Annotated in this window: 16 protein-coding genes; 9 read left to right on the top strand and 7 right to left on the bottom strand. The window is 71.2% G+C overall.

Annotated elements, in window-relative coordinates; genetic code table 11:
* Positions 1 to 5: 5 nt before the first annotated feature.
* Positions 6 to 1,844, top strand: a complete 1,839-nt coding sequence (locus POL25_RS27840) for a hypothetical protein (RefSeq protein ID WP_272089256.1) — start codon at positions 6 to 8, stop codon at positions 1,842 to 1,844.
* Positions 1,845 to 1,927: 83 nt separating this feature from the next.
* Here the strand turns inward: POL25_RS27840 and POL25_RS27835 are convergent, their stop codons facing one another.
* Positions 1,928 to 2,506, bottom strand: a complete 579-nt coding sequence (locus POL25_RS27835) for a VOC family protein (protein ID WP_272089255.1) — start codon at positions 2,504 to 2,506, stop codon at positions 1,928 to 1,930.
* Positions 2,507 to 2,626: 120 nt separating this feature from the next.
* Between POL25_RS27835 and POL25_RS27830 the strand changes: the two genes are divergently transcribed.
* Positions 2,627 to 3,436 (top strand): TetR/AcrR family transcriptional regulator, encoded by an 810-nt coding sequence (locus POL25_RS27830; protein ID WP_272089254.1) that lies wholly within the window; start codon positions 2,627 to 2,629, stop codon positions 3,434 to 3,436.
* A 250-nt stretch (positions 3,437 to 3,686) separates the two neighbouring features.
* Here POL25_RS27830 and POL25_RS27825 read toward each other — a convergent pair whose 3' ends face one another.
* Positions 3,687 to 4,262 (bottom strand): TetR/AcrR family transcriptional regulator, encoded by a 576-nt coding sequence (locus POL25_RS27825; protein WP_272089253.1) that lies wholly within the window; start codon positions 4,260 to 4,262, stop codon positions 3,687 to 3,689.
* A gap of 62 nt (positions 4,263 to 4,324) precedes the next feature.
* Here POL25_RS27825 and POL25_RS27820 point away from each other — a divergent pair, with 62 nt between their 5' ends.
* Both POL25_RS27820 and POL25_RS27815 read left to right on the top strand, forming a co-directional pair.
* On the top strand, positions 4,325 to 5,026 hold the full coding sequence (locus POL25_RS27820; RefSeq protein ID WP_272089252.1) for a Coq4 family protein: 702 nt from the start codon (positions 4,325 to 4,327) through the stop codon (positions 5,024 to 5,026).
* Positions 5,027 to 5,275: 249 nt separating this feature from the next.
* On the top strand, positions 5,276 to 6,274 hold the full coding sequence (locus POL25_RS27815) for an AraC family transcriptional regulator (RefSeq protein WP_272089251.1): 999 nt from the start codon (positions 5,276 to 5,278) through the stop codon (positions 6,272 to 6,274).
* 105 nt (positions 6,275 to 6,379) lie between these two features.
* Here the strand turns inward: POL25_RS27815 and POL25_RS27810 are convergent, their stop codons facing one another.
* From POL25_RS27810 to POL25_RS27800, 3 genes are all read right to left on the bottom strand, one after another.
* A complete protein-coding gene (locus tag POL25_RS27810; RefSeq protein ID WP_272089250.1) occupies positions 6,380 to 7,588 on the bottom strand; it encodes an ADYC domain-containing protein in 1,209 nt (402 codons plus the stop codon).
* Positions 7,589 to 8,106: 518 nt separating this feature from the next.
* Positions 8,107 to 9,315 (bottom strand): ABC transporter permease, encoded by a 1,209-nt coding sequence (locus POL25_RS27805; RefSeq protein WP_272089249.1) that lies wholly within the window; start codon positions 9,313 to 9,315, stop codon positions 8,107 to 8,109.
* Entirely contained in the window at positions 9,312 to 10,148 is an 837-nt protein-coding gene (locus POL25_RS27800) for an ABC transporter ATP-binding protein (RefSeq protein ID WP_272089248.1), read from the bottom strand. Before POL25_RS27800 ends, POL25_RS27805 begins: the two co-directional genes overlap by 4 nt.
* 49 nt (positions 10,149 to 10,197) lie before the next feature.
* Here POL25_RS27800 and POL25_RS27795 point away from each other — a divergent pair, with 49 nt between their 5' ends.
* The 5 genes from POL25_RS27795 to POL25_RS27775 all read left to right on the top strand — a co-directional run bounded on the left by POL25_RS27795 (position 10,198) and on the right by POL25_RS27775 (position 14,823).
* Positions 10,198 to 11,277, top strand: a complete 1,080-nt coding sequence (locus POL25_RS27795) for a caspase family protein (protein WP_272089247.1) — start codon at positions 10,198 to 10,200, stop codon at positions 11,275 to 11,277.
* A 38-nt stretch (positions 11,278 to 11,315) separates the two neighbouring features.
* Positions 11,316 to 12,350: a hypothetical protein gene (locus tag POL25_RS27790; protein WP_272089246.1), complete on the top strand. Its 1,035-nt coding sequence runs from the start codon at positions 11,316 to 11,318 to the stop codon at positions 12,348 to 12,350.
* Between the two features lie 23 nt (positions 12,351 to 12,373).
* Positions 12,374 to 13,219, top strand: a complete 846-nt coding sequence (locus POL25_RS27785) for a hypothetical protein (protein ID WP_272089245.1) — start codon at positions 12,374 to 12,376, stop codon at positions 13,217 to 13,219.
* Positions 13,220 to 13,300: 81 nt separating this feature from the next.
* A complete protein-coding gene (locus POL25_RS27780) occupies positions 13,301 to 14,089 on the top strand; it encodes a hypothetical protein (protein ID WP_272089244.1) in 789 nt (262 codons plus the stop codon).
* Between the two features lie 149 nt (positions 14,090 to 14,238).
* Complete coding sequence (locus tag POL25_RS27775) at positions 14,239 to 14,823, top strand: SMI1/KNR4 family protein (protein ID WP_272089243.1); 585 nt, start codon at positions 14,239 to 14,241, stop codon at positions 14,821 to 14,823.
* A 72-nt stretch (positions 14,824 to 14,895) separates the two neighbouring features.
* On the opposite strand, the gene POL25_RS27770 is transcribed toward POL25_RS27775, so the two are convergent.
* Entirely contained in the window at positions 14,896 to 15,816 is a 921-nt protein-coding gene (locus POL25_RS27770; RefSeq protein WP_272089242.1) for an MYXO-CTERM sorting domain-containing protein, read from the bottom strand.
* A complete protein-coding gene (locus POL25_RS27765) occupies positions 15,723 to 17,168 on the bottom strand; it encodes a vWA domain-containing protein (protein WP_272089241.1) in 1,446 nt (481 codons plus the stop codon). Before POL25_RS27765 ends, POL25_RS27770 begins: the two co-directional genes overlap by 94 nt.
* Positions 17,169 to 17,364 lie beyond the last annotated feature (196 nt).

The following is a 17,364-nucleotide window of genomic DNA, read 5'->3' as shown; positions in this document are numbered from 1 at the left end:
CAGTCATGCGCAGCCCAGCGATCGCCCTCGTCACCTTGTTGTCCCTGTCGCCCGTCACCGCCGCGGCCGCGCCCGACGACCCAGAGCGGGTGGTGATGAAGCTCGACGAGTTCCTCAAGCTGTACGAGAAGACCCGGGCGGAGGAGACGACGGCGCCGCTCGACTACGCGCTGTCGTCGGCCCGCTACGAGGGCGAGGTCCAGGTCAAGGACGGCGAGCCGTACGCGGCTGTCTTCAAGGCCAGGTTCAGGGTCGAGGTGCTGCGGGCCAAGGGCTTCGTCAAGGTGCCGTTCTTGCCGGCGACGGTGGCGCTCGAGTCGGCGAAGATCGGCAACGCCGAGGCGGCGGTGGTCATCGAGGACGGGCACTACGTGCTCGTGACGCAGCAGCGCGGGGCGCTCAACCTCGACGTGACGTTCGCGGCGGCGGTGACCACGGCGGAGGGCTCGTCGGCGGTGTCGTTCCAGCTGTCGCCGGCCGGCGCGACTTCGGCGGTGCTGTCGGTGCCGGCCCGCGAGGACCTCGACTTCACGGTCGCGGGCGCCAAGCTGCAGTCGGACAAGGTGGTCGGCGACAAGCGGGTGGTCGAGGCGGTGCTGCCGTCGACGGGGGCGCTCGAGGTCAAGTGGCAGCGCGAGTTGCCGAAGGCGGCGCAGCAGGCCAGCCGGGTGCTGAGCGAGGTCTACACGCTGGTCAGCCTCGGCGAGGGGCTCATGCGCGCGACCACCACCGCGCAGTACACGATCCTTTTCACCGGCGTCGACAAGCTGGCGCTCAAGGTGCCCAAGGACATGACGGTGCTCGACGTGGTCGGCGCCGGCGTGCGCGAGTGGAAGGTCGACGGCGAGGGCAACCTCGCGGTCCAGCTCAACTACGCGGCCAAGGGGGCCTACGCGCTGCGCATCGAGATGGAGAAGGTGGTGCGCGGCGACATCAAGGACATCGCCGCGCCGGTGCCGGTGCCGGTCGGGGTCGAGCGCACGCGCGGGTTCGTCGGGGTCGAGTCGCGCGGCAACCTCGAGGTCGACGCCGGCGACGTCAAGGGCGCGACGCCGGTCGACGTGCGCGCGCTGCCGGCGGCGATCCTCGGCATCACCGGGCAGCCGGTGCTGCTCGGCTACAAGTACCTCGGCACCGATGTCAGCATCCCGCTGAGCGCGTGGCAGCACGTCGACGCCGACGTGCTGGTGACGCTGCTCGACGAGACGCGCGCGCGCACGATGTGGACCCGCGAGGGTCGGCGCCTTACTTCGGTGAAGTACCGGATCCGCAACAACCGGCGCCAATTCCTGCGCCTGGCCCTGCCGAAGGGCGGCGAGCTGTGGAGCGCGTCGGTCGGCGGGCGCGCGGTCCAGCCGGCCCTGGCGGCCGACAAGCGGGTGATGATCCCGCTGGTTCGCTCGCAGGCGGCGGGCGGCGAGCTGGCGGCGTTCGAGGTCGAGATCGTGTACGTCGAGAACGGGGCGCCGCCGGCTGGCAACGGCCGCGGGCAATTCGCGGCGACGCTGCCGCGGGCCGACGCGCCGAGCACGTACGTGGCCTGGACCGTGTACGCGCCCGACGACGCCAAGATCAAGCGCCTGTCGATCGACGGCAACCTCCGCAAGGTCCGCTACCTCTCGAACCCGATCCCGGCCGAGGACATGAACTACGTGCAGACGGCGACGCCGCAGGTGATGGAGAACGCGCGGGAGCAGGCGGCCCCGGGCGGGTCGCTCGGCGACGGGGCGATGCCGGTGCCGGTCAGCCTGCCGCTGCAGGGCCGCGAGGTCCACTTCGAGAAGTTGCTGGCGCTCGACGAGGAGCTGACGATCGGCTTCAAGTACCGCGGGCTCAAGAAATAAGTTCGGGACATGCTCTGAAGAGCATGTCTCGATGGGCATGTTCGAGAGGACATGTACCGAGGGATAGATGACTCTGCGGCGGCTCACGCGGGGGTCCAGGCGAGGCCGGTGAGGTCGGGCGGACGCACGGGGATCGCCCGCGGGAAGCCGGTGCAGGTCAGCTCGAGCAGGTTGCCGGCGGGGTCGTTGAAGTAGAGCGAGGCCTGGCCGGGGAAGCCGAGCTGCAGCGGGCCCTCGGTCGGGACGCCGTGGGCGCGGAGGCGGTCCTGAAAGCGCAGCAGGTCGCGCGGGGTCACGCGGAAGGCGTAGTGCGGGTGGCCGCGCAGCGGGGCGGGCTGGCCGTCGCGCTGGAGGAACAGGTCGATGCGGGTGGCGCCGCCGAGGTAGACCGAGACGTGGAAGGTGCCGTCACCGCCGTCGGGCGCGGGCGGGCGGCCGAACCGGGCCAGCGCGGCGGCATCGATCTCGAGCAGGAAGGCGCCGCCGAGCACGTCGCAGTAGAAGCGGCGGGCGACGGCGAGGTCGTCGACGGGGATCGTGACGTGATCGAGCAGGCGCAGGCGCGGGCGCAAGAGGCTCGTGAGCACCCGGCGGGCGCGCACGGCGGTGGTCCAGGCGGCGAAGGCGGCGGCGATCGTTCGGTTGCGCAGGGCTTTCAACATGGGTCCTCCGATGGATTCAATCAAATGATTGAATCATGTGGTTGGACGTCTACGCCGGGCGGACGGGCGGGTCAAGGCGCTTGACCGGGGGCGCGCCCGCGCCTACCGTCGCCCGGCGAGATGGCGAAGAAGGGCCAGGAGGAGGCGCGGGAGCCGACGGCGAGGCGCGGGACGAAGCGGCGTGAGCCGGGGGCGGACGATCCGGCGGCGGGGACCTCGGGGAGGGCTTCGCGGCGGGCCGGGACGGGGCCAGCGCCGCGGCGGGCTGAGAAGTCGCCGCGCCGTTCGGCGGTCGAGGTGGAGGCCGCGGGGGTTCGCGCGAGCGCGCGGAAGGCGAAGCCGGAGCGGGCGCGGCCGGGGGCGGACGAGCGGCGAGCGGCGCTGCTCGAGGCCGCCTATGCGACGATCGCCGAGCGCGGGCTCGAGGGCCTGCGCACGCGCGAGGTGGCGGCTCGCGCGGGGGTCAACATCTCGACGCTGCACTACCACTTCGGCAGCAAAGAGGCGCTGGTAGTGGCGGTGATCGCCCACGTACGCGACAAGTTCGTGACGGCGAGCGCCCGCCACGGCGGCGGCGAGGGGTTGGCGGCCCACCTGGCGAGCGCGGGCGCGTCGTTCCGCGAGGACCGCGAGCTCGGACGAGTGCTCCAGGAACTGGTGCTGCGAGGCCAGCGCGATCGGTCGGCGCGGGCGGCCTTTCGCGCGCTCCACGAGTTCTGGGCCGGGATGGTCGAGGAGCTGCTGCGCGAAGGGGTGGCCCGCGGGGAGCTGCGCGCCGACCTCGATCCCGCCGCGGGGGCGCGAGTGGTGACGTCGTTCGTGATGGGGGCGATGACCCAGCTCGGGGTCAACGCCAAGGCGTTCGAGTTCGCGGCGGCGGCGGAGGAGCTGGCGCGCTGGCTGGCGGCGCCGCCCCGGCGGGCGCGCTGACAGCTGTTTGTCTTCGTGAGACTCGATGCGAGCCGAGGGCAACGAGGCGAAGGCGGGCTCGATTCAAGTGAGACCTGCTCGAATTTGACTCGGAGCGATGTCATGAGGACATGTCTTAAAGGACATGCATGTTACGCCAGGCGATGCGTCAAGGCGGTCGGGCCCGTTCTTCGGAGCGAGCGCGTGTGGATGACTGTCCACGGGGACATGTCCTGGCAGACATGTCGATCGGGACCCACGGCCCGCGCATTCAGGTGCGCGGGACCAGGCCGTCGAGCATGAGCTGGAGGGCCCGGGCGGCGCGGCGGCGGCGGGCGGCGACCGAGGGGGCGTGGAGGACCGCGGCCGAGATCATGGCGATCACGGCCAGGACGTCGGCGGAGACCAGGTCGGGGCGGATCGCGCCGGCGGCCTGGGCCCGCCGCAGGGGGCCGGCGAGCAGGCGGATCATGCGGCTGCGCAGCGCGTGCAGGTCGGGGGCGGTCGGGCCGCTCAGCAGCGCGGGGACGAGCGCGTGGCTGGCGATCTGCTGCTCGATGATCGCGGACAGCAGGGCGGTGAAGGCCGCGGGGTCGCGGGCGTGGGCGCGGGCGAGCGCCTCGAGGGCGGCGAGGTTGTGCTCGAAGATCGCCGAGCCGAGGGCGTAGCGGTCGGGGAAGTTGCGGTAGAGCGTGGCCCGGCCGACGCCGGCGCGGCGGGCGATGGCGTCGAGCGGGACCTCGAAGCCGCTCTCGGCGAACACCTCGCGGGCGGCGGCGACCAGGCGCTCGCGGTTGTCCTGGGCGTCGCGGCGGCGGGGGGGCGAGTCGTGGGCGTCGGCGGCCACGGCGGGACTGTATGCCGATCCGTAAATGGACACCACTGTCCACTTGTGCTACGCCGAAGAACATGCAGCAGCCGTCCCCAGGCCCGCAGGAGCCGACCGCGATCCCGAGCCTGCCGGAGGGGGCGTCGCTGGCGACGCGGCTGCGGCTCGGGGTGCGGGCGCTCAACGTGCTCAAGAACGACGCCGGCCACCCGATCTACGGGCCGCTGCTCAACGTGTGCATGGACAGCGACGTGTACCGCGGGCTGGCCCGGGCCTGGCGCGACAGCGAGCCGGGCCGGCGCCTGCTGGCCGATCGGCCGACGCTGCAGGGGCGCGAGCTCGACCTCGACGCGCTAGCGCGCCTGCCCGAGGGCACGCTCGGCCACGAGTTCGTCCGCTACTTCCGCGCCAACGGCATCCAGCCGTTCGTGACTTCGTTCCCGGTCGAAAACGACGTCGACTACCTCGGCAAGCGCTACCGCGAGACGCACGACCTGTTCCACGTGATCACCGGCTATTCCACCGACGAGCTCGGCGAGATGGAGCTGCAGGCGTTCGTGTTCGGCAACCTCGGGGTGCCCTCGGCCGCGCTGGTGCTGGTGTTCTCGACGGCGCTGCGGGTCCGCCGTGACGGGGTCCGCGGCTTCGGGGCCTACCTCGGCCGCCTGCGCGCGGCCTACCGCCGCGGCCGCCGCTCGCGCGAGCTGCTCAGCGTGGCCTACGAGCGGCTGTGGGACCAGCCAGTGGCGGTCCTGAGCGCGCACCTGTGCGCGCCGGGGTAGCGGGCGGGCAGGAGACTGGCTGTCCTGGGGGACAGCCGAGGATGGCCATGAGCACATGTCCATCGGGACATGTGATTCTCCGCGAGCCGCGGACGCTGCTCGCCGGAGGACAGCGACAGGCGATGTGGGTCGCTCGCGGCCGATGTTCGGTGGCCAGCGAGGTGGCGCCGCGGGACGAGCGATTTCGCGGCGGTCCCGGGGTTCGCCAGCGGTGGCGGCGATGCCGCCGGCCGTGCGACGATGAGCGCGATGGCGGACCTGGTCCCCGTCCCCGGGGTAATGCTCGCGCGGCTGGCCGCGCTCGGCCTCGACGTCGCGCAGATCCTCGCGCGCGCCGGGGTCTCGTCGGCGGAGCCGGGACCGCCGCGCGGGCGCCTCACGACCGCCGAGTTCTTCGCGGTGTGGCAGGCGATCGAGGCGCTCGCCGATGCGCCCGACCTCGGGCTGCGGCTCGGGGCCGAGGCGCTGGCGCAGCGATTCGACAGGGCCGCGCTGGCGGCCCTGCACGCGGCGGACGTCGGCGACGCGCTGGCCAAGCTCGGCAGGTTCAGGCAGCTCGAGTGCCCCGAGGAGGTGACGGTGACGCGCGTCGACGACGAGGCGCGGGTGCGATGCCAGTGGCTGCTGGCCGAGCGCGACCCGCCGCGGCTGCTCGTCGACGCGACGTTCGCGTCGATGCTGGCGCTGTTGCGACGCGGCACGCGCCAGCCGATCGCGCCGCGGCGGGTCGAGCTGACGCGGCGGCGGGCCGACGCGGCGCTGCTGGTGCGGCATTTCGGCTGCCCGGTCCAGTTCGAGGCGCCGACCGATCTGCTGGTGCTGCCGGCGGCCGCGCTCGCCGAGCCGTTCGTGCGCCACGAGGCCGAGCTGCTGGCGCTGCTGCTGCCGGGCCTCGAAGTCGAGCCCGCCGCGAACGGGCAGCGCCGCCCGCTCGCCGACGAGGCGCGGCTGGCGATGTGCCGCTGCATGTGCGGCGAGCGCCCCTCGGTCGAAAAGGTCGCGCGCGACCTGCGGGTCAGCCCGCGCACGCTCCAGCGCCGCCTGGAGGCGGCCGGGACCAACTATCAACAGTTGCTCGACGAGGTGCGCGAGCAGGCGGCGCGGCGGTTGCTGACGCGCACCGAGCTCGACGCTGGCCTGGTGGCGTTCCTGCTCGGGTTCGAGGAGCTGAACTCGTTCACGCGCGCGTTTCAGCGCTGGGCGGGCACGACGCCGACGCGCTACCGGGCCCAGGCGCGGGCGTCGTGAGCGCCGCGCCGACGATCGCCGGCGCCGAGCGGGTGCTGTGATTCGCGAATGACGACACCCGGCGCGTCGCGGGCGACGGCCGGGTGCGCGTGCGGGCAGGTATGATCAATCGTCGTGATCGTGGCCGTGGCCGTGGCCGTGGCCGTGGCCCTTGCCGCCCTTGCCGCAATCGTCGTCGTCGTCGTCGTCGTCGTCGTCGTCGTCATCGGCCTCGTTCTTGTTGAACGTGCTGGTGATGAGCGCGCGGTGGTTCTTGAGCGAGCCGCAGTCCTGGATGGTCTTCGGCTTGCCCTTCTTGTCGAGGAAGCAGGCCGGGTAGTGGCCCTGCTGCTTGAGCGACTGCATGCGGATGTCGTTGAGACAGTAGGCGCCCTCGGGCGTCCACTCGGCCTCGATGAACCAATTGGTGGTCGGCGCCTCGATCTGCGGCGTCAGGTGGTCCCACAGGTCGATCGCGTTGCCGTTGATCGTCCACGGCTCGCCGTTGCCGCAGTAGTCGGCGCGGGCCATGCGGGTACACGCCTGGTGGTAATCGGTGAGGCTCATCGGGCCGCACTTCTTGCCCTTCTCGTAGTCCTTGCAGCGGGTCGCGCTGGCCCACGGGCGGTAGCCCCACAGGGTACACTTGGCGAGGACGGCGTTCTTGCAGGCGAAGGTGATGACGTTGTCGGTGTCGATGCGATCGCCGGTCTCGAGGTTCCAGTAGTTGCGCAGCGGGACGGCCGGGACCGGCAGGTTGTTCTCGTCGACGCACAGCGACTTCCACGGGCCGCCGCTCTTCGGCCGGTGCACGATATCGTAGAGGTAGACGTCGTCTTGCTCCTCCGACTGGTAGATGTTGTCGAAGCGCAGCACGTAATCCTCGTAGTGGTCGACCCCGTCGATGTGGGTGCCGATGTGGAGGTTCCACTCCGAGCCGATGAAGTCGGCGCCCTGGACGGTGACCGGCTTGCCGTTTTTCAGGACCTTGCCCGAGAACAGGGTGCCGCTGAGGACGGGGGCGTTGAGGACGGGGCCCTGGAGGACGGGGCCGTTGAGCTTGATTCCGTTGAGGACGGGGCCCTGGAGGACGGGGCCGTTGAGGACGGGACCCTGGAGGACGGGACCATTGAGGACCGGGCCATTGAGGATCATCCCCTGGAGGACCATACCGTTCAGCACCGGGCCCTGCAGCACGGGGCCGTTCAGCACCTCGGCGTTGTACTCGGTCTCGCGCGCGTCGGCGGCCTCGGCACCGCCGTCGGTGCCCTCATAACACGCGCCCCCGAGACACAGCATCGAGGCCACCAGGATCACGCGATTTGAGTCCGTCATTACGCTCCTCCCATTCACGCAGCCACCCTACCACGGCGGTGTGAAGGTGTGGAAATGGTTTTTCGCGGCCCGCGCCGGCGGGGTATTGCGGCGGCGGAGGGGCGTGTCTTACATATGCATAGAGTCGCCGCGCAGCCGCATGCCGCCGATATTGGCGTGATGCTCCAGAAGCTCGATTCGCAGGAATGGTCAATTGTCCGCCGGACAGGCGTCCGTGACCCGCTCCCATCGCAATGATGAGTTGCGAACAATCATCATTCGGGGGGCGATAGACGACATTGGCGCGCGCTCGGGGGCGCCAATGCCCCGCAACAGGTCGGCCCGGCGGGGTGCAGGCCGGACCTCGTCGCCACCCGTCGTACCTTTGTTCATGGGGCGCTCGCCCATGTGTGATCATTGCGGCGAGGGGCTTCACGGCCCGCTATCAGGGGGCGCACGACGGCCCCAGCCATGCGCCCGGGTGAACTGCGACTGGAGCGGACGACCCGCCTCCCGCCGATGCGGGGGCGGGATCTGCTTCATGAGCGGAACACGATGTCCTCGCGGGAGAACCAGCGGGCGCACGCGACCATGCTGCCAGCGGCCAGCAGCAGCAGCGAGGCGAACACCAGCGCGAGGTGCAGCGGCTCGGCGGTGCCGGCGATGATCTCGCGGGTCGCCAGCGAGACGTTGAGGACCGGCACCAGGGCGGTGGCGACGCCGAGGCGTACGCCCGGGGCCAGGGCGATCGCGGCCGGCACGACGACGACGATCATGAGCGGGCTGATGATGCTCATCGCCTCCTTGTAGGAGCGGGCGTACAGCGACAGCATCAGCAGCAGCCCGGCGAAGAACACGCTGAGCGGCAGCAGCAGGGCCAGCACGAGGGCGATCGTGCCGGGCGCGAGCACGCTCTGGACCGCGGCGAGGACCGCCGGCGGGATGCCAGAGACGCTCTGGACGCTGACGTACATGCCGACGGTGGCCAGCAGCGCCGAGGTGAAGCCGGTGAGGGTGACGACGGCGAACTTGCCGAGGGTGATCTGCAGGCGGCTGGCCGGCGACGACAGCAGGGTCTCGAGGGTGCCGCGCTCCTTCTCGCCGGCGGCCAGGTCGATGGCCGGGTACATGCCGCCGGTGAAGCAGAAGATGATGAACATGTACGGCAGGAGGCCGCCGAGCAGCTTGCCGAACAGCTCGCGCGAGCTGACGACGTCGGTCCGCTGGATGTCGAGCGGGTCGATCGAGCGCGGCTCGATGCCGAGGCCGCGCAGGCGCTCCTCGAGCAGCTTCTGCTCGAAGCGCGCGAGCGTCTGCTCGAGCCGGGTGCGTGGGATGTCGAAGTCGTCGCTCGACTTGTGGAGCAGCTGCAGCGGCGCGGGCTGGTGGGCGGCCACGGCGGCGGCGTAGCCGGCGGGGATGACGATCGCGGCGTCGAGCTCCTCGGTGCGCACGCGCTCGGGCAGGGCCATGACGTCCTGGACCTCGGTGATCTCGAGGCCGGGCTCGTGGCGCAGGAAATCGGCCAGGCCGGAGCCGCGGCCGGCTCCGGCCTCGGCGTCCGCGACGGCCACGGCGAGGGTCTTGTCGCGCGCCTCGGCGGCCCGCGACTGCGAGAACTTGGCCATGCCCACCATCAACAGCGGGAACAGCAGCAAGGGCACGACGACCATCGCGATCAGCGTGCGGCGGTCGCGGAGGGTGTCGCGCAGCTCCTTGCGGAAGACGACCAGGGCCGGCGAACTCATGTCCGCACCTCCTCGGCGGCGTCGACGAGCCGCACGAATTCGTCCTCGAGCGTGCGCCGCTGGCCGCGCTCGTCGACGGCGCGGGCCAGGACCTCCTCGAGGCCGCCCATCGCCAGCAGGCGGCCGCGATGGACCACCGCGAGGTCGTCGGCGAGCATCGTCACCTCGCTCATGATGTGGGTCGAGAACAGGACGGTCTTGCCCCGGGCGCGGCAGTCCTGGATCAGCTGGATGATGGCCCGCGCGGCGATGACGTCGAGCCCGGAGGTGGCCTCGTCGAACACGACCACCTCGGGGTCGTGGATGATGGTGCGGGCGATTGCGACCTTCTGCTTCATGCCGGTCGAGAGCTGGCCCGCGCGGCGGCCGGCGTAGGCGTCGATGCCGAGCGCGGCGAACAGGGCGTCGCGGCGGCGCTTGTAGTCCGCGGCGCCGACGCCGTGGAGGTCGGCGGCGTAGCGCACGTTCTCCTCGGCGGTCAGGCGCTCGTAAAGCTTGGTCGAGCCGGTGAGGAAGCCGAGCCGGCGGCGGGCCGCGACCGGGTCGGCCAGGGCATCGACGCCGGCGATCGAGATCCGCCCGCCGTCAGGGCGCAGCAGGGTGGCGATCATGCGCAAGACGGTGGTCTTGCCGGCGCCGTTGGGCCCGAGGAGGGCGAATACGCGTCCGGGCAGGCAGCGGAAGCTGGCGCCGGCGACAGCCTGGAGGCTCGACGCGCCCGCGGCTCCAGGAGCCGGCGCGGCGCCGGGTGCTGGAGGCCCCGCGGCAGCCTGCTCGCGCCGTTGCTGGCGCGAGATCGGGAAGGACTTGGTGAGATCGACGACTTCAATCATCCGGGGGTGCGTTGACTGTAGCAGCGGCGCACGGATATGGATGTCCCCCGTGTCGCGTCGCATCGTTTTACCCCTCGCCGCGCTGCTCCTGGCGCCGGCCTGCAAACAACAGCAGATCGCCACCGCCACCCCGGTCGACGAGCTCCCGCCCCTCATCATCCCCTCCGAGCTGCGCGTCGACGCCGGCTCGCTCGGCTCCGGCGGCGGCGACTCGCGGATGGCGAGCAACGAAGTCGGCGGCTCCGGCGACTCCGGCAGCTCCGACTGGCGGGCCACCGGCGACGAGCCGAGCGCGCGGATCAAGAACAACGGCGGCGGCGGCGGCGGCGGCAGCAAGGGCGCGTCGATGGTGTCGGCGTCGCCTCAGCCGACCGCGTACGCGCTGATCGTCGGCATCGAGAAGTACCGCGACGTGACGCCGGCCGGCGGGGCCCGCTCGGACGCGGAGAAGTTCGCCGAGCTGGCGCGGGTCACCCTCGGCGTGCCCGAGGACAACATCAAGGTGCTGCTCGACGACCGCGCCAGCCGCACCGACATCGCCAAGCAGATGCGCTGGCTGCAGGCCAACGTGCCCAGCGGCGGCCGGGTGTACTTCTATTTCAGCGGCCACGGGGCGCCCGAGCCGACGACCGGCGTCAGCTACATCGTGCCGTTCGACGGCGATCCGCAGTACCTCAAGGACACGGCGATCCCGATGACCGAGGTGCTCGGCGACCTCGAGAAGACCAAGGCGAAGGACGTGCTGGCGATGGCCGACTCGTGCTTCTCCGGCGCCGGCGGCCGCTCGGTCCTGGCCCCGGGGACGCGCCCGCTGGTCCGCATCGAGGACGTGAAGCCGCAGACCCGCGTGGCGATGCTGTCGGCCTCGTCGGGCGCCGAGATCTCGGGCCCGGCCGCCGACGGCTCGGGCGGGCTGTTCTCGAAGTACCTGATCGAGGCGATCGGCAGCGGCCAGGGCGACATCAACGGCGACGGCCAGATCTCGCTCAAGGAGCTGGCGGAGTGGATCGGGCCCCGGGTCAAGCGCGAGGCCAAGAAGGCCAACCGCGAGCAGACGCCGCACCTGACGCTCGGCAAGAAGCTCAGCGCCGCCGACGAGTTCATCGTCTCGTGGGGGTACTCGCGATGAGCCGCGCCGCGTGGGTCGTGATGGCTGTCCTCGGGGGCATGTCCCTCGGGGCATGTACGAAGCAAGGCTTCCTGGCCGCGCCCAAGGCCGACTCCGAGGTGGCGGAGAAGATCGGCGGGTTCTCGTCCGACACCCACTTCCTGCTCGAGCCGACCGGCGACGCCGAGGCGCTGCTCGGCCGCCAGGTGCGGGTGACGACGGCGGGGGCGTGGACGATCGCGGACGAGCGCGCGCCCGGCTGCGAGGTCCGGGTCAAGGAGTCGTCGTCGAGCTACAAGAAGAAGTACCGCGTCGGCCTCGGCGACCTGACGGCGTTCGCCGGCGGCTACATGGACATGCTCAAGCTCGAGGCCCGCTACGGCCGCTCGGTCGAGGCGGAGTACGAGATCCAGAACGTGAAGACGCTGACCGCCGACACCGACGGGCCGTGCGGCGAGGTGATCGTCAAGTCGGTCCGCGTCGGCTCGGGCTTCCGCAAGCTGGTCCGCTCGGCCGAGGGCGCGGCGAAGGGCCGCGTGGGCAAGGGCGGCATCGGCGTCCAGGGCGGCCGCGAGGCGGCGACGGAGGCGCTCGACTCGATGGAGTGGGGCGACCCGCAGGCGTACGCGTTCTCCTACGACCGCGCGGCCCAGCAGAAGCAGTTCGACTTCTGGGTCAAGATGCCGGAGAAGTTCGTCGACGGCGAGCGGGTCCACTTCGAGTTCTCGGCCAGCGAGACGGCGTACCTGATCGTCATCGCGCTCGAGGAGACCGCGGCCGGCGGGGTGGTGTATCCGAGCGACTCGGTGCCGCTGCCGACGATCAAGGGCAAGGCCAGCCTGGTCCTGCCGACGCCCGACGAGAAGGCGATCGCGGCGAGCCTGCGCGACCCGAACACGCCCGCCCGCGAGACGCTGGTGGTCTACGCGTTCACCCACCGCGAGGACTTCGACCGCTTCAAGCCGGCGGCGATGGACGCCGGCGAGGGCCTGGCCTACGCGGACAAGCTGGAGAAGGCGCTGGCGCAGGTGCCGATCTCCCGCTGGTCGCGGGTGACGAAGTCCTATGAGATCGTGCCGAAGGACGGCGAGTGATGCTGCTGCAAGGTTCAAGGAACATGTTCGAAGGGACAGGACGCAAGCTGGGCCGGGCGGCGGTCGCGGTGATCTGTGCCGCCTCGCTGGCGACGCCGTCGGTGGCGTCGGCGACCGAGCCGGAGGGGCCGGCGCCGTCGTCGGCGGAGACTTCGGAGGAGCTGAACGCGCAGGCCCAAAAGCACGCGGTCAAGGCGATCGAACATTTTAAAAATGGGGCGTTCGTCGACTCGGAAGAGGAGTGGCGCCGGGTGGCTTTCTTCGCGCCGCGCTGGCGGCCGCTGCACTTCAATTTGGGGGTGCTGGCGGAGGCGCAGGGCAAGCTCGGGACGGCGGTGTCGGAGTACAAGGAATTCCGGCCGCACGGGTCGCCCGACGAGCAAATGGTGGTCGATCAGCGGCTCGACGAGCTGGGGCGACGGAAGACGAACATCGCAGGGGCGTACAAGCGGCAGATCGCGCTCAGCGCGACGGCGATGACGCTCGGGGTCGGAGCGATCGGCGGCGCGGTGGCGATGTTCATCCTCGGGCCGAAGCAGACCGAGAAGGCCAAGGAGTGGGACGCGGCGGCGGAGACGGTCGTTCAGATGGGGAATAACTGTCCTCAGCCGGACGTGGGCAGCCAATGTTACAACGAGTACGCGGAGCATGCGGCCGGCCTCCGCGAAGAGTCCGACAAGTTCGAGCGGCGCGGGAAGCTGATGCTGTACGGCGGCATCTACGTCGTGATCGTCGGCCTGCTGCTGACGACGTACTCGATCATCCCGCTGCGCAACGCCATCAAGTCGAAGCGCCAGCTCGACGGCATCAACCTCGGCAAGACCCGCCTCAAGTGGAACGGCGGGGCCGGGGTCACGCTGCGCTTCTGACCTTCGGGGCATGGCGTGAGGGACATGTTGTTCGAGACAGGTGTCGAGGCGCCGGAGAGCCGGTCCGAGAGGCGAGCGGCCATGAAGATGTCCGAAACAGCATGTCGAAGGCTCGGCCGCGCGGCCGTGGCCTGCGCGTGCGCGGCCTCGCTGGCCGCGCCCACGACGGTCCATGCGCGCGAGGCGGGGGAGCCGGCCGAGGCGGAGCAGCCGGAGCCGGCGAGCGCGGAGCTGACGGAGGCGCTTAACCCTCAGGCGCAGAAGCACGCCTTCAAGGCGGTCGACCATTTTAATAAGGGGAACTACGTCGGTTCGGAGGCGGAGTTCCGCCGGGTGGCCTTCTTCGCGCCGAACTGGCGGCCGATGCACTTCAACCTGGCGGTGCTGGCGGAGGCGCAGGGCAAGCTCAACACCGCGGTGAGCGAGTACCAGGCGTTCCGCCCGCACGCGTCGCCCGACGAGCAGATGCTGGTCGATCAGCGCATCGACGAGCTCGGCCGACGGCGGGTGCGGATCGCCGGCGCGTACAAGCGGCAGATCGGGCTCGGCGCCGGGCTGCTGGTGCTCGGGCTCGGGGCGCTCGGGGGCGCGGCGGCGATGCTGACGATCCATGTCCAGCGCAAGAAGGAGTACGCGGAGGCGCTGGACTGGAACGCTATGGGCGGCCTGCCCATGAAAGAGGCGGAGAAGCCGAAGGGCGGGCTGGTGGCCGGCGGCTACTGGAGCGGGCTCTTCGGCCTGTTCGTGACCGGGGCAGCCATCGGCCTACTGGTGCAGGCGGTCAAGTCGAAGCGCAAGCTCGACAGCATCGCCCTCGGGCCGACGCGGCTGCAATGGACCGGCGGGGCGGGGCTGCGCCTGCGCTTCTGAGGCGCTCGGGGCAGGGAATGAAGGACAGGTCCGAAGCGCGAGGCCGGGGCCGGGGGCTCTCGGACATGTCATGGAGGACAGGTCCGAAGGGCAAGGTCGATCCGGACATGGCGTAGAGGGCAGGTCCGAAGGGCAAGGTCGGAGAGGACATGGCGCGAAAGACAGTTGCGAAGGGCAAGGGGGGCAGCGGCGGCCTCGACGAGTTGGTCTACGGGCTGATCGCCGTGGCGGCCGAGCGCGACCTCGGGGCGGTCTACGGGGCGGTGCCACCGGCGGTGCTGAGCGAACTAGTGGCGGCGCTGCGGCCGGAGGTCGAGTTCTCGCCGCCGCCGAGCTGGAGCGCGTTCATGGCGTCGTTCGGCTCGCTGCGGGTGCTCGACGCGGCCGGCGAGGTGGTGGAGCTGTGCGCGTACACGCCGCGCGAGGCGGCCGCGCACACGCGCGAGCACGTGCGCGTCGGGCCCGGGGTGCGGTGGGTCGACGACGACGGCAGCGAGTACGCGATCGTCACCGACCACCTGGTGGCGTTCGCCGACGCCGGGGGGGGCGGGCAGTGGTGCTTCGACACCAGCGCGCCCGGGCCAGAATACCCGGTGTGCCGCCACCACGCCGAGGAGCCGCTGTTCGCCCGCAAGCGCGAGGGCGGGGCCCGGGTGTCGGCCGAGGCGCACGACTACGCGGACTTCACGGCGTGGCTGCGCGGCGAGATCGACGAGTTCACGCGGTCGACGTGAGCGCGCAACTTGTTTGAGAGCCCCGGTGGATCGAGCACCCGCTCGACCCCTGGGTGCCGCAGAGACATGGCTTCAGAGACAGGGCGAAACGGCCCTGTCACGGCGTCGGCGGGCGAGGGCGGCGAGGGCCAACAAGAAGGCGGGCCCGAGGTCGCGGGATGGGTCGCTGTTGCAGTTGCAACCGTCGCTCGCGTTCATGCCGCCGGTGCCTGCGGAGTCGGTGGCGCTGCTGCTGCTGGCGGTCGTGTCGGAGGTGTCGCCGGGGCCCTGCGTGGTGGGCGGGCCGTCGGTCGTGGGGACGAAGGTCGTCGCGGTCGTCGTCGTCGTCGGGTCGAGCGTGGTGGTCGAGGTGGTGCCGGTGATGGCGTCGGTGGTCGAGGTGCCGGTGGTCGAGGTCGTGTCGGTCGAGGTCGTGCTGGTGATCGCGTCGGTGGTCGAGGTGCCGGTGGTCGAGGCCGTGTCGGTCGCGGTGTCGGTCGCGTCGCCGGTGGTGGTCTCGTCGCCGGTGGTGGTCTCGTCGGGCGGCTCGAGGAAGCAGTTGGGTTTGCAGCCGTCGCCGGTCTGGCCGTTGCCGTCGTCGCACTCTTCGCCGAAGTCGACGATGCCGTCGCCGCAGGAGCTGGCCGGGCTGCACACGCGGGTGTCGCAGCACGGATCGGCGGGCAAACCATCGGCGATGCTCGCCAGCGCGGCCTCGAGCTGCAGCTGGTTCTTGGCTTCGAGCGGGGGCTCGAGCCCGCCCGAGCCCCAGGCGGCCATGGCGTCGAGCTGGGTGGTGAGCAGCGGCAGGCCGAGGAGCTCGCCGAAGCCGATCACGCGGGTGGTGACGCCGGCGGCGTGCATCGCCTCGAGCGGGACCTGGACCGCGGCGTCGCTCGAGTTGTAGGGGCTGTCGACGATCAGGACGTTGACGAACGGGGTCGTCGCGGTGCACGGCATGGCGGCGCCGTCGGCCAGGCAGGCGGACCTGTAGGCGGCGAGGTCGGCTTGCACGAGCTCGAGGCCGAGGTGGAGGTAGCTGCCGGAGCCGGTGCACGCCTGGGGGTTGTTGGGGTGGAGGTCGCAGCGCGGCATGTGGCTGACGACGGGCCCGGCGAACGGCAGGGCGGGCTCGTCGGCGGAATTTTTGAAGGTCCAGGTGATGGGCGGGCCTGCCATGGATCGATGCAACCTGGCAGCTCGCACGAGGTCTCGGGATCGAGAGCCCAGGCGAACTGGGCCTCGTGACACAGGCCGTAGTCGACGAGGCGCTGCTGCTCGCCGGGCGCGGGCGTGTCGTGGCCGAACACGGAAAGGCCGAAGAGCGAGAAGTGCTCGCGCGTGCTGGCGAGGACGGGGCGGTCGAACAGCGAGGCGGTGCCGGTGAGGGCGTCGCGGATCTGGTCCCAGGACGTGGTGCCCATGGGGCCGGCCTGGGTGCCGCCGTTGATGTTGAGCAGCGACGACGAGGCGTCGAGCAGCACCGTCGCTCGCGCCATGGTCGGGCTGCACCGCGGCAGACGGACGTCCCGGGCGACGGCGCGGGCGCTCGCCGCGAGGGAGGTGTTCAGGCCCTGCAAGGACAGGCCGAGGCGCGCGGAGCCGGTGCCGCCGGCGACGCCGATCGCGTCGGCCCAGGGCTGATTGGCAGCCTCGCCGAGCGCGACCACGTATGTCCGAACGGACATGTCATTGAGAAGGTCGGCGGCGACGAGGGCGGGGTCGGCGTCCGGTGGGGCCAGCTCGGTGGCGCCGGAGGGGTCGGTCCACGGGCCGTCGGTGACGAGCACGATCGCCGCGTCGCGCGTGCCGAGGTCGAGCGGGTGATCGGCGAGGGTCTGCTGCAAGTAGGTTTTGGCCTGTGCGAGGGCGCCGCCGGTCCAGGACTCGATGCCGTCAGGCTGACCGTCGAGGGGCGTCGGGACGGCGAACAGGGCGGTGGTCAGGGCGTCGCCGTTGCATTGCAGGTAGGCATGGTCGGGCGCGAGCGCATCATAAAAACCGATGTCGAGGCGCTGGCCGTCGACCAGGCCGGAGGCGTCGCCGGCGATCGCGGTGCCGGCGATCGCGGGCGCGGGATCGTGGCCGAAGCGCAGCACGCCGATCTGCAGCTGATCGGCGAGCAGGCCGTCGTTCTCCGCGAGGAGATCGACGAGGCCGTCGACCGCGGCCTGCCAGCGGGTCAGCGGGCCGGAGATCGGGCTGTTCATCGAGGTCGAGTAGTCGAGCACGAACAGCAGGAGCGGCTTCTTGACGGTGCAGGTGGCCTCGTCGACGCAGGCCGCGGAGGCGCTGGCGGAGAGGCCGAGGACCAAACCGGCCGCGAGCAGAGCAGGGAGCGCGGACGGCCGCGAGGGCCGATGCATACGGTCGTGTCTCGTCGGCGAGTTTTTAGCCATGGCGAGCACACAGGAGAGCAGGACAAGGCAGGGATGTCCATCGGGCTCGAGCGTGGGGCCCGGTCTCGCGGCCTCGGATGATTTCGGCGGGCGAGGCTGACGGAATCTCGAGCTCGTAGCCATACCGACCAGCCCCATCGGAGCAGGCCAGCGCTTCGGAGAT

It is taken from the genome of Nannocystis bainbridge (assembly GCF_028368995.1).
Lineage (GTDB): Bacteria > Myxococcota_A > Polyangia > Nannocystales > Nannocystaceae > Nannocystis > Nannocystis bainbridge.
This window is presented reverse-complemented; position numbering and strand designations above follow the sequence as displayed.

Coding starts and splice junctions, on each gene's coding strand:
- POL25_RS27840 (WP_272089256.1), top strand. CDS start 6: ATGCGCAGCCCAGCGATCGCCCTCGTCACCTTGTTGTCCCTGTCGCCC.
- POL25_RS27835 (WP_272089255.1), bottom strand. CDS start 2,506: ATGTTGAAAGCCCTGCGCAACCGAACGATCGCCGCCGCCTTCGCCGCC.
- POL25_RS27830 (WP_272089254.1), top strand. CDS start 2,627: ATGGCGAAGAAGGGCCAGGAGGAGGCGCGGGAGCCGACGGCGAGGCGC.
- POL25_RS27820 (WP_272089252.1), top strand. CDS start 4,325: ATGCAGCAGCCGTCCCCAGGCCCGCAGGAGCCGACCGCGATCCCGAGC.
- POL25_RS27815 (WP_272089251.1), top strand. CDS start 5,276: ATGGCGGACCTGGTCCCCGTCCCCGGGGTAATGCTCGCGCGGCTGGCC.
- POL25_RS27810 (WP_272089250.1), bottom strand. CDS start 7,588: ATGACGGACTCAAATCGCGTGATCCTGGTGGCCTCGATGCTGTGTCTC.
- POL25_RS27805 (WP_272089249.1), bottom strand. CDS start 9,315: ATGAGTTCGCCGGCCCTGGTCGTCTTCCGCAAGGAGCTGCGCGACACC.
- POL25_RS27800 (WP_272089248.1), bottom strand. CDS start 10,148: ATGATTGAAGTCGTCGATCTCACCAAGTCCTTCCCGATCTCGCGCCAG.
- POL25_RS27790 (WP_272089246.1), top strand. CDS start 11,316: ATGTCCCTCGGGGCATGTACGAAGCAAGGCTTCCTGGCCGCGCCCAAG.
- POL25_RS27785 (WP_272089245.1), top strand. CDS start 12,374: ATGTTCGAAGGGACAGGACGCAAGCTGGGCCGGGCGGCGGTCGCGGTG.
- POL25_RS27780 (WP_272089244.1), top strand. CDS start 13,301: ATGAAGATGTCCGAAACAGCATGTCGAAGGCTCGGCCGCGCGGCCGTG.
- POL25_RS27775 (WP_272089243.1), top strand. CDS start 14,239: ATGGCGCGAAAGACAGTTGCGAAGGGCAAGGGGGGCAGCGGCGGCCTC.
- POL25_RS27765 (WP_272089241.1), bottom strand. CDS start 17,168: ATGCATCGGCCCTCGCGGCCGTCCGCGCTCCCTGCTCTGCTCGCGGCC.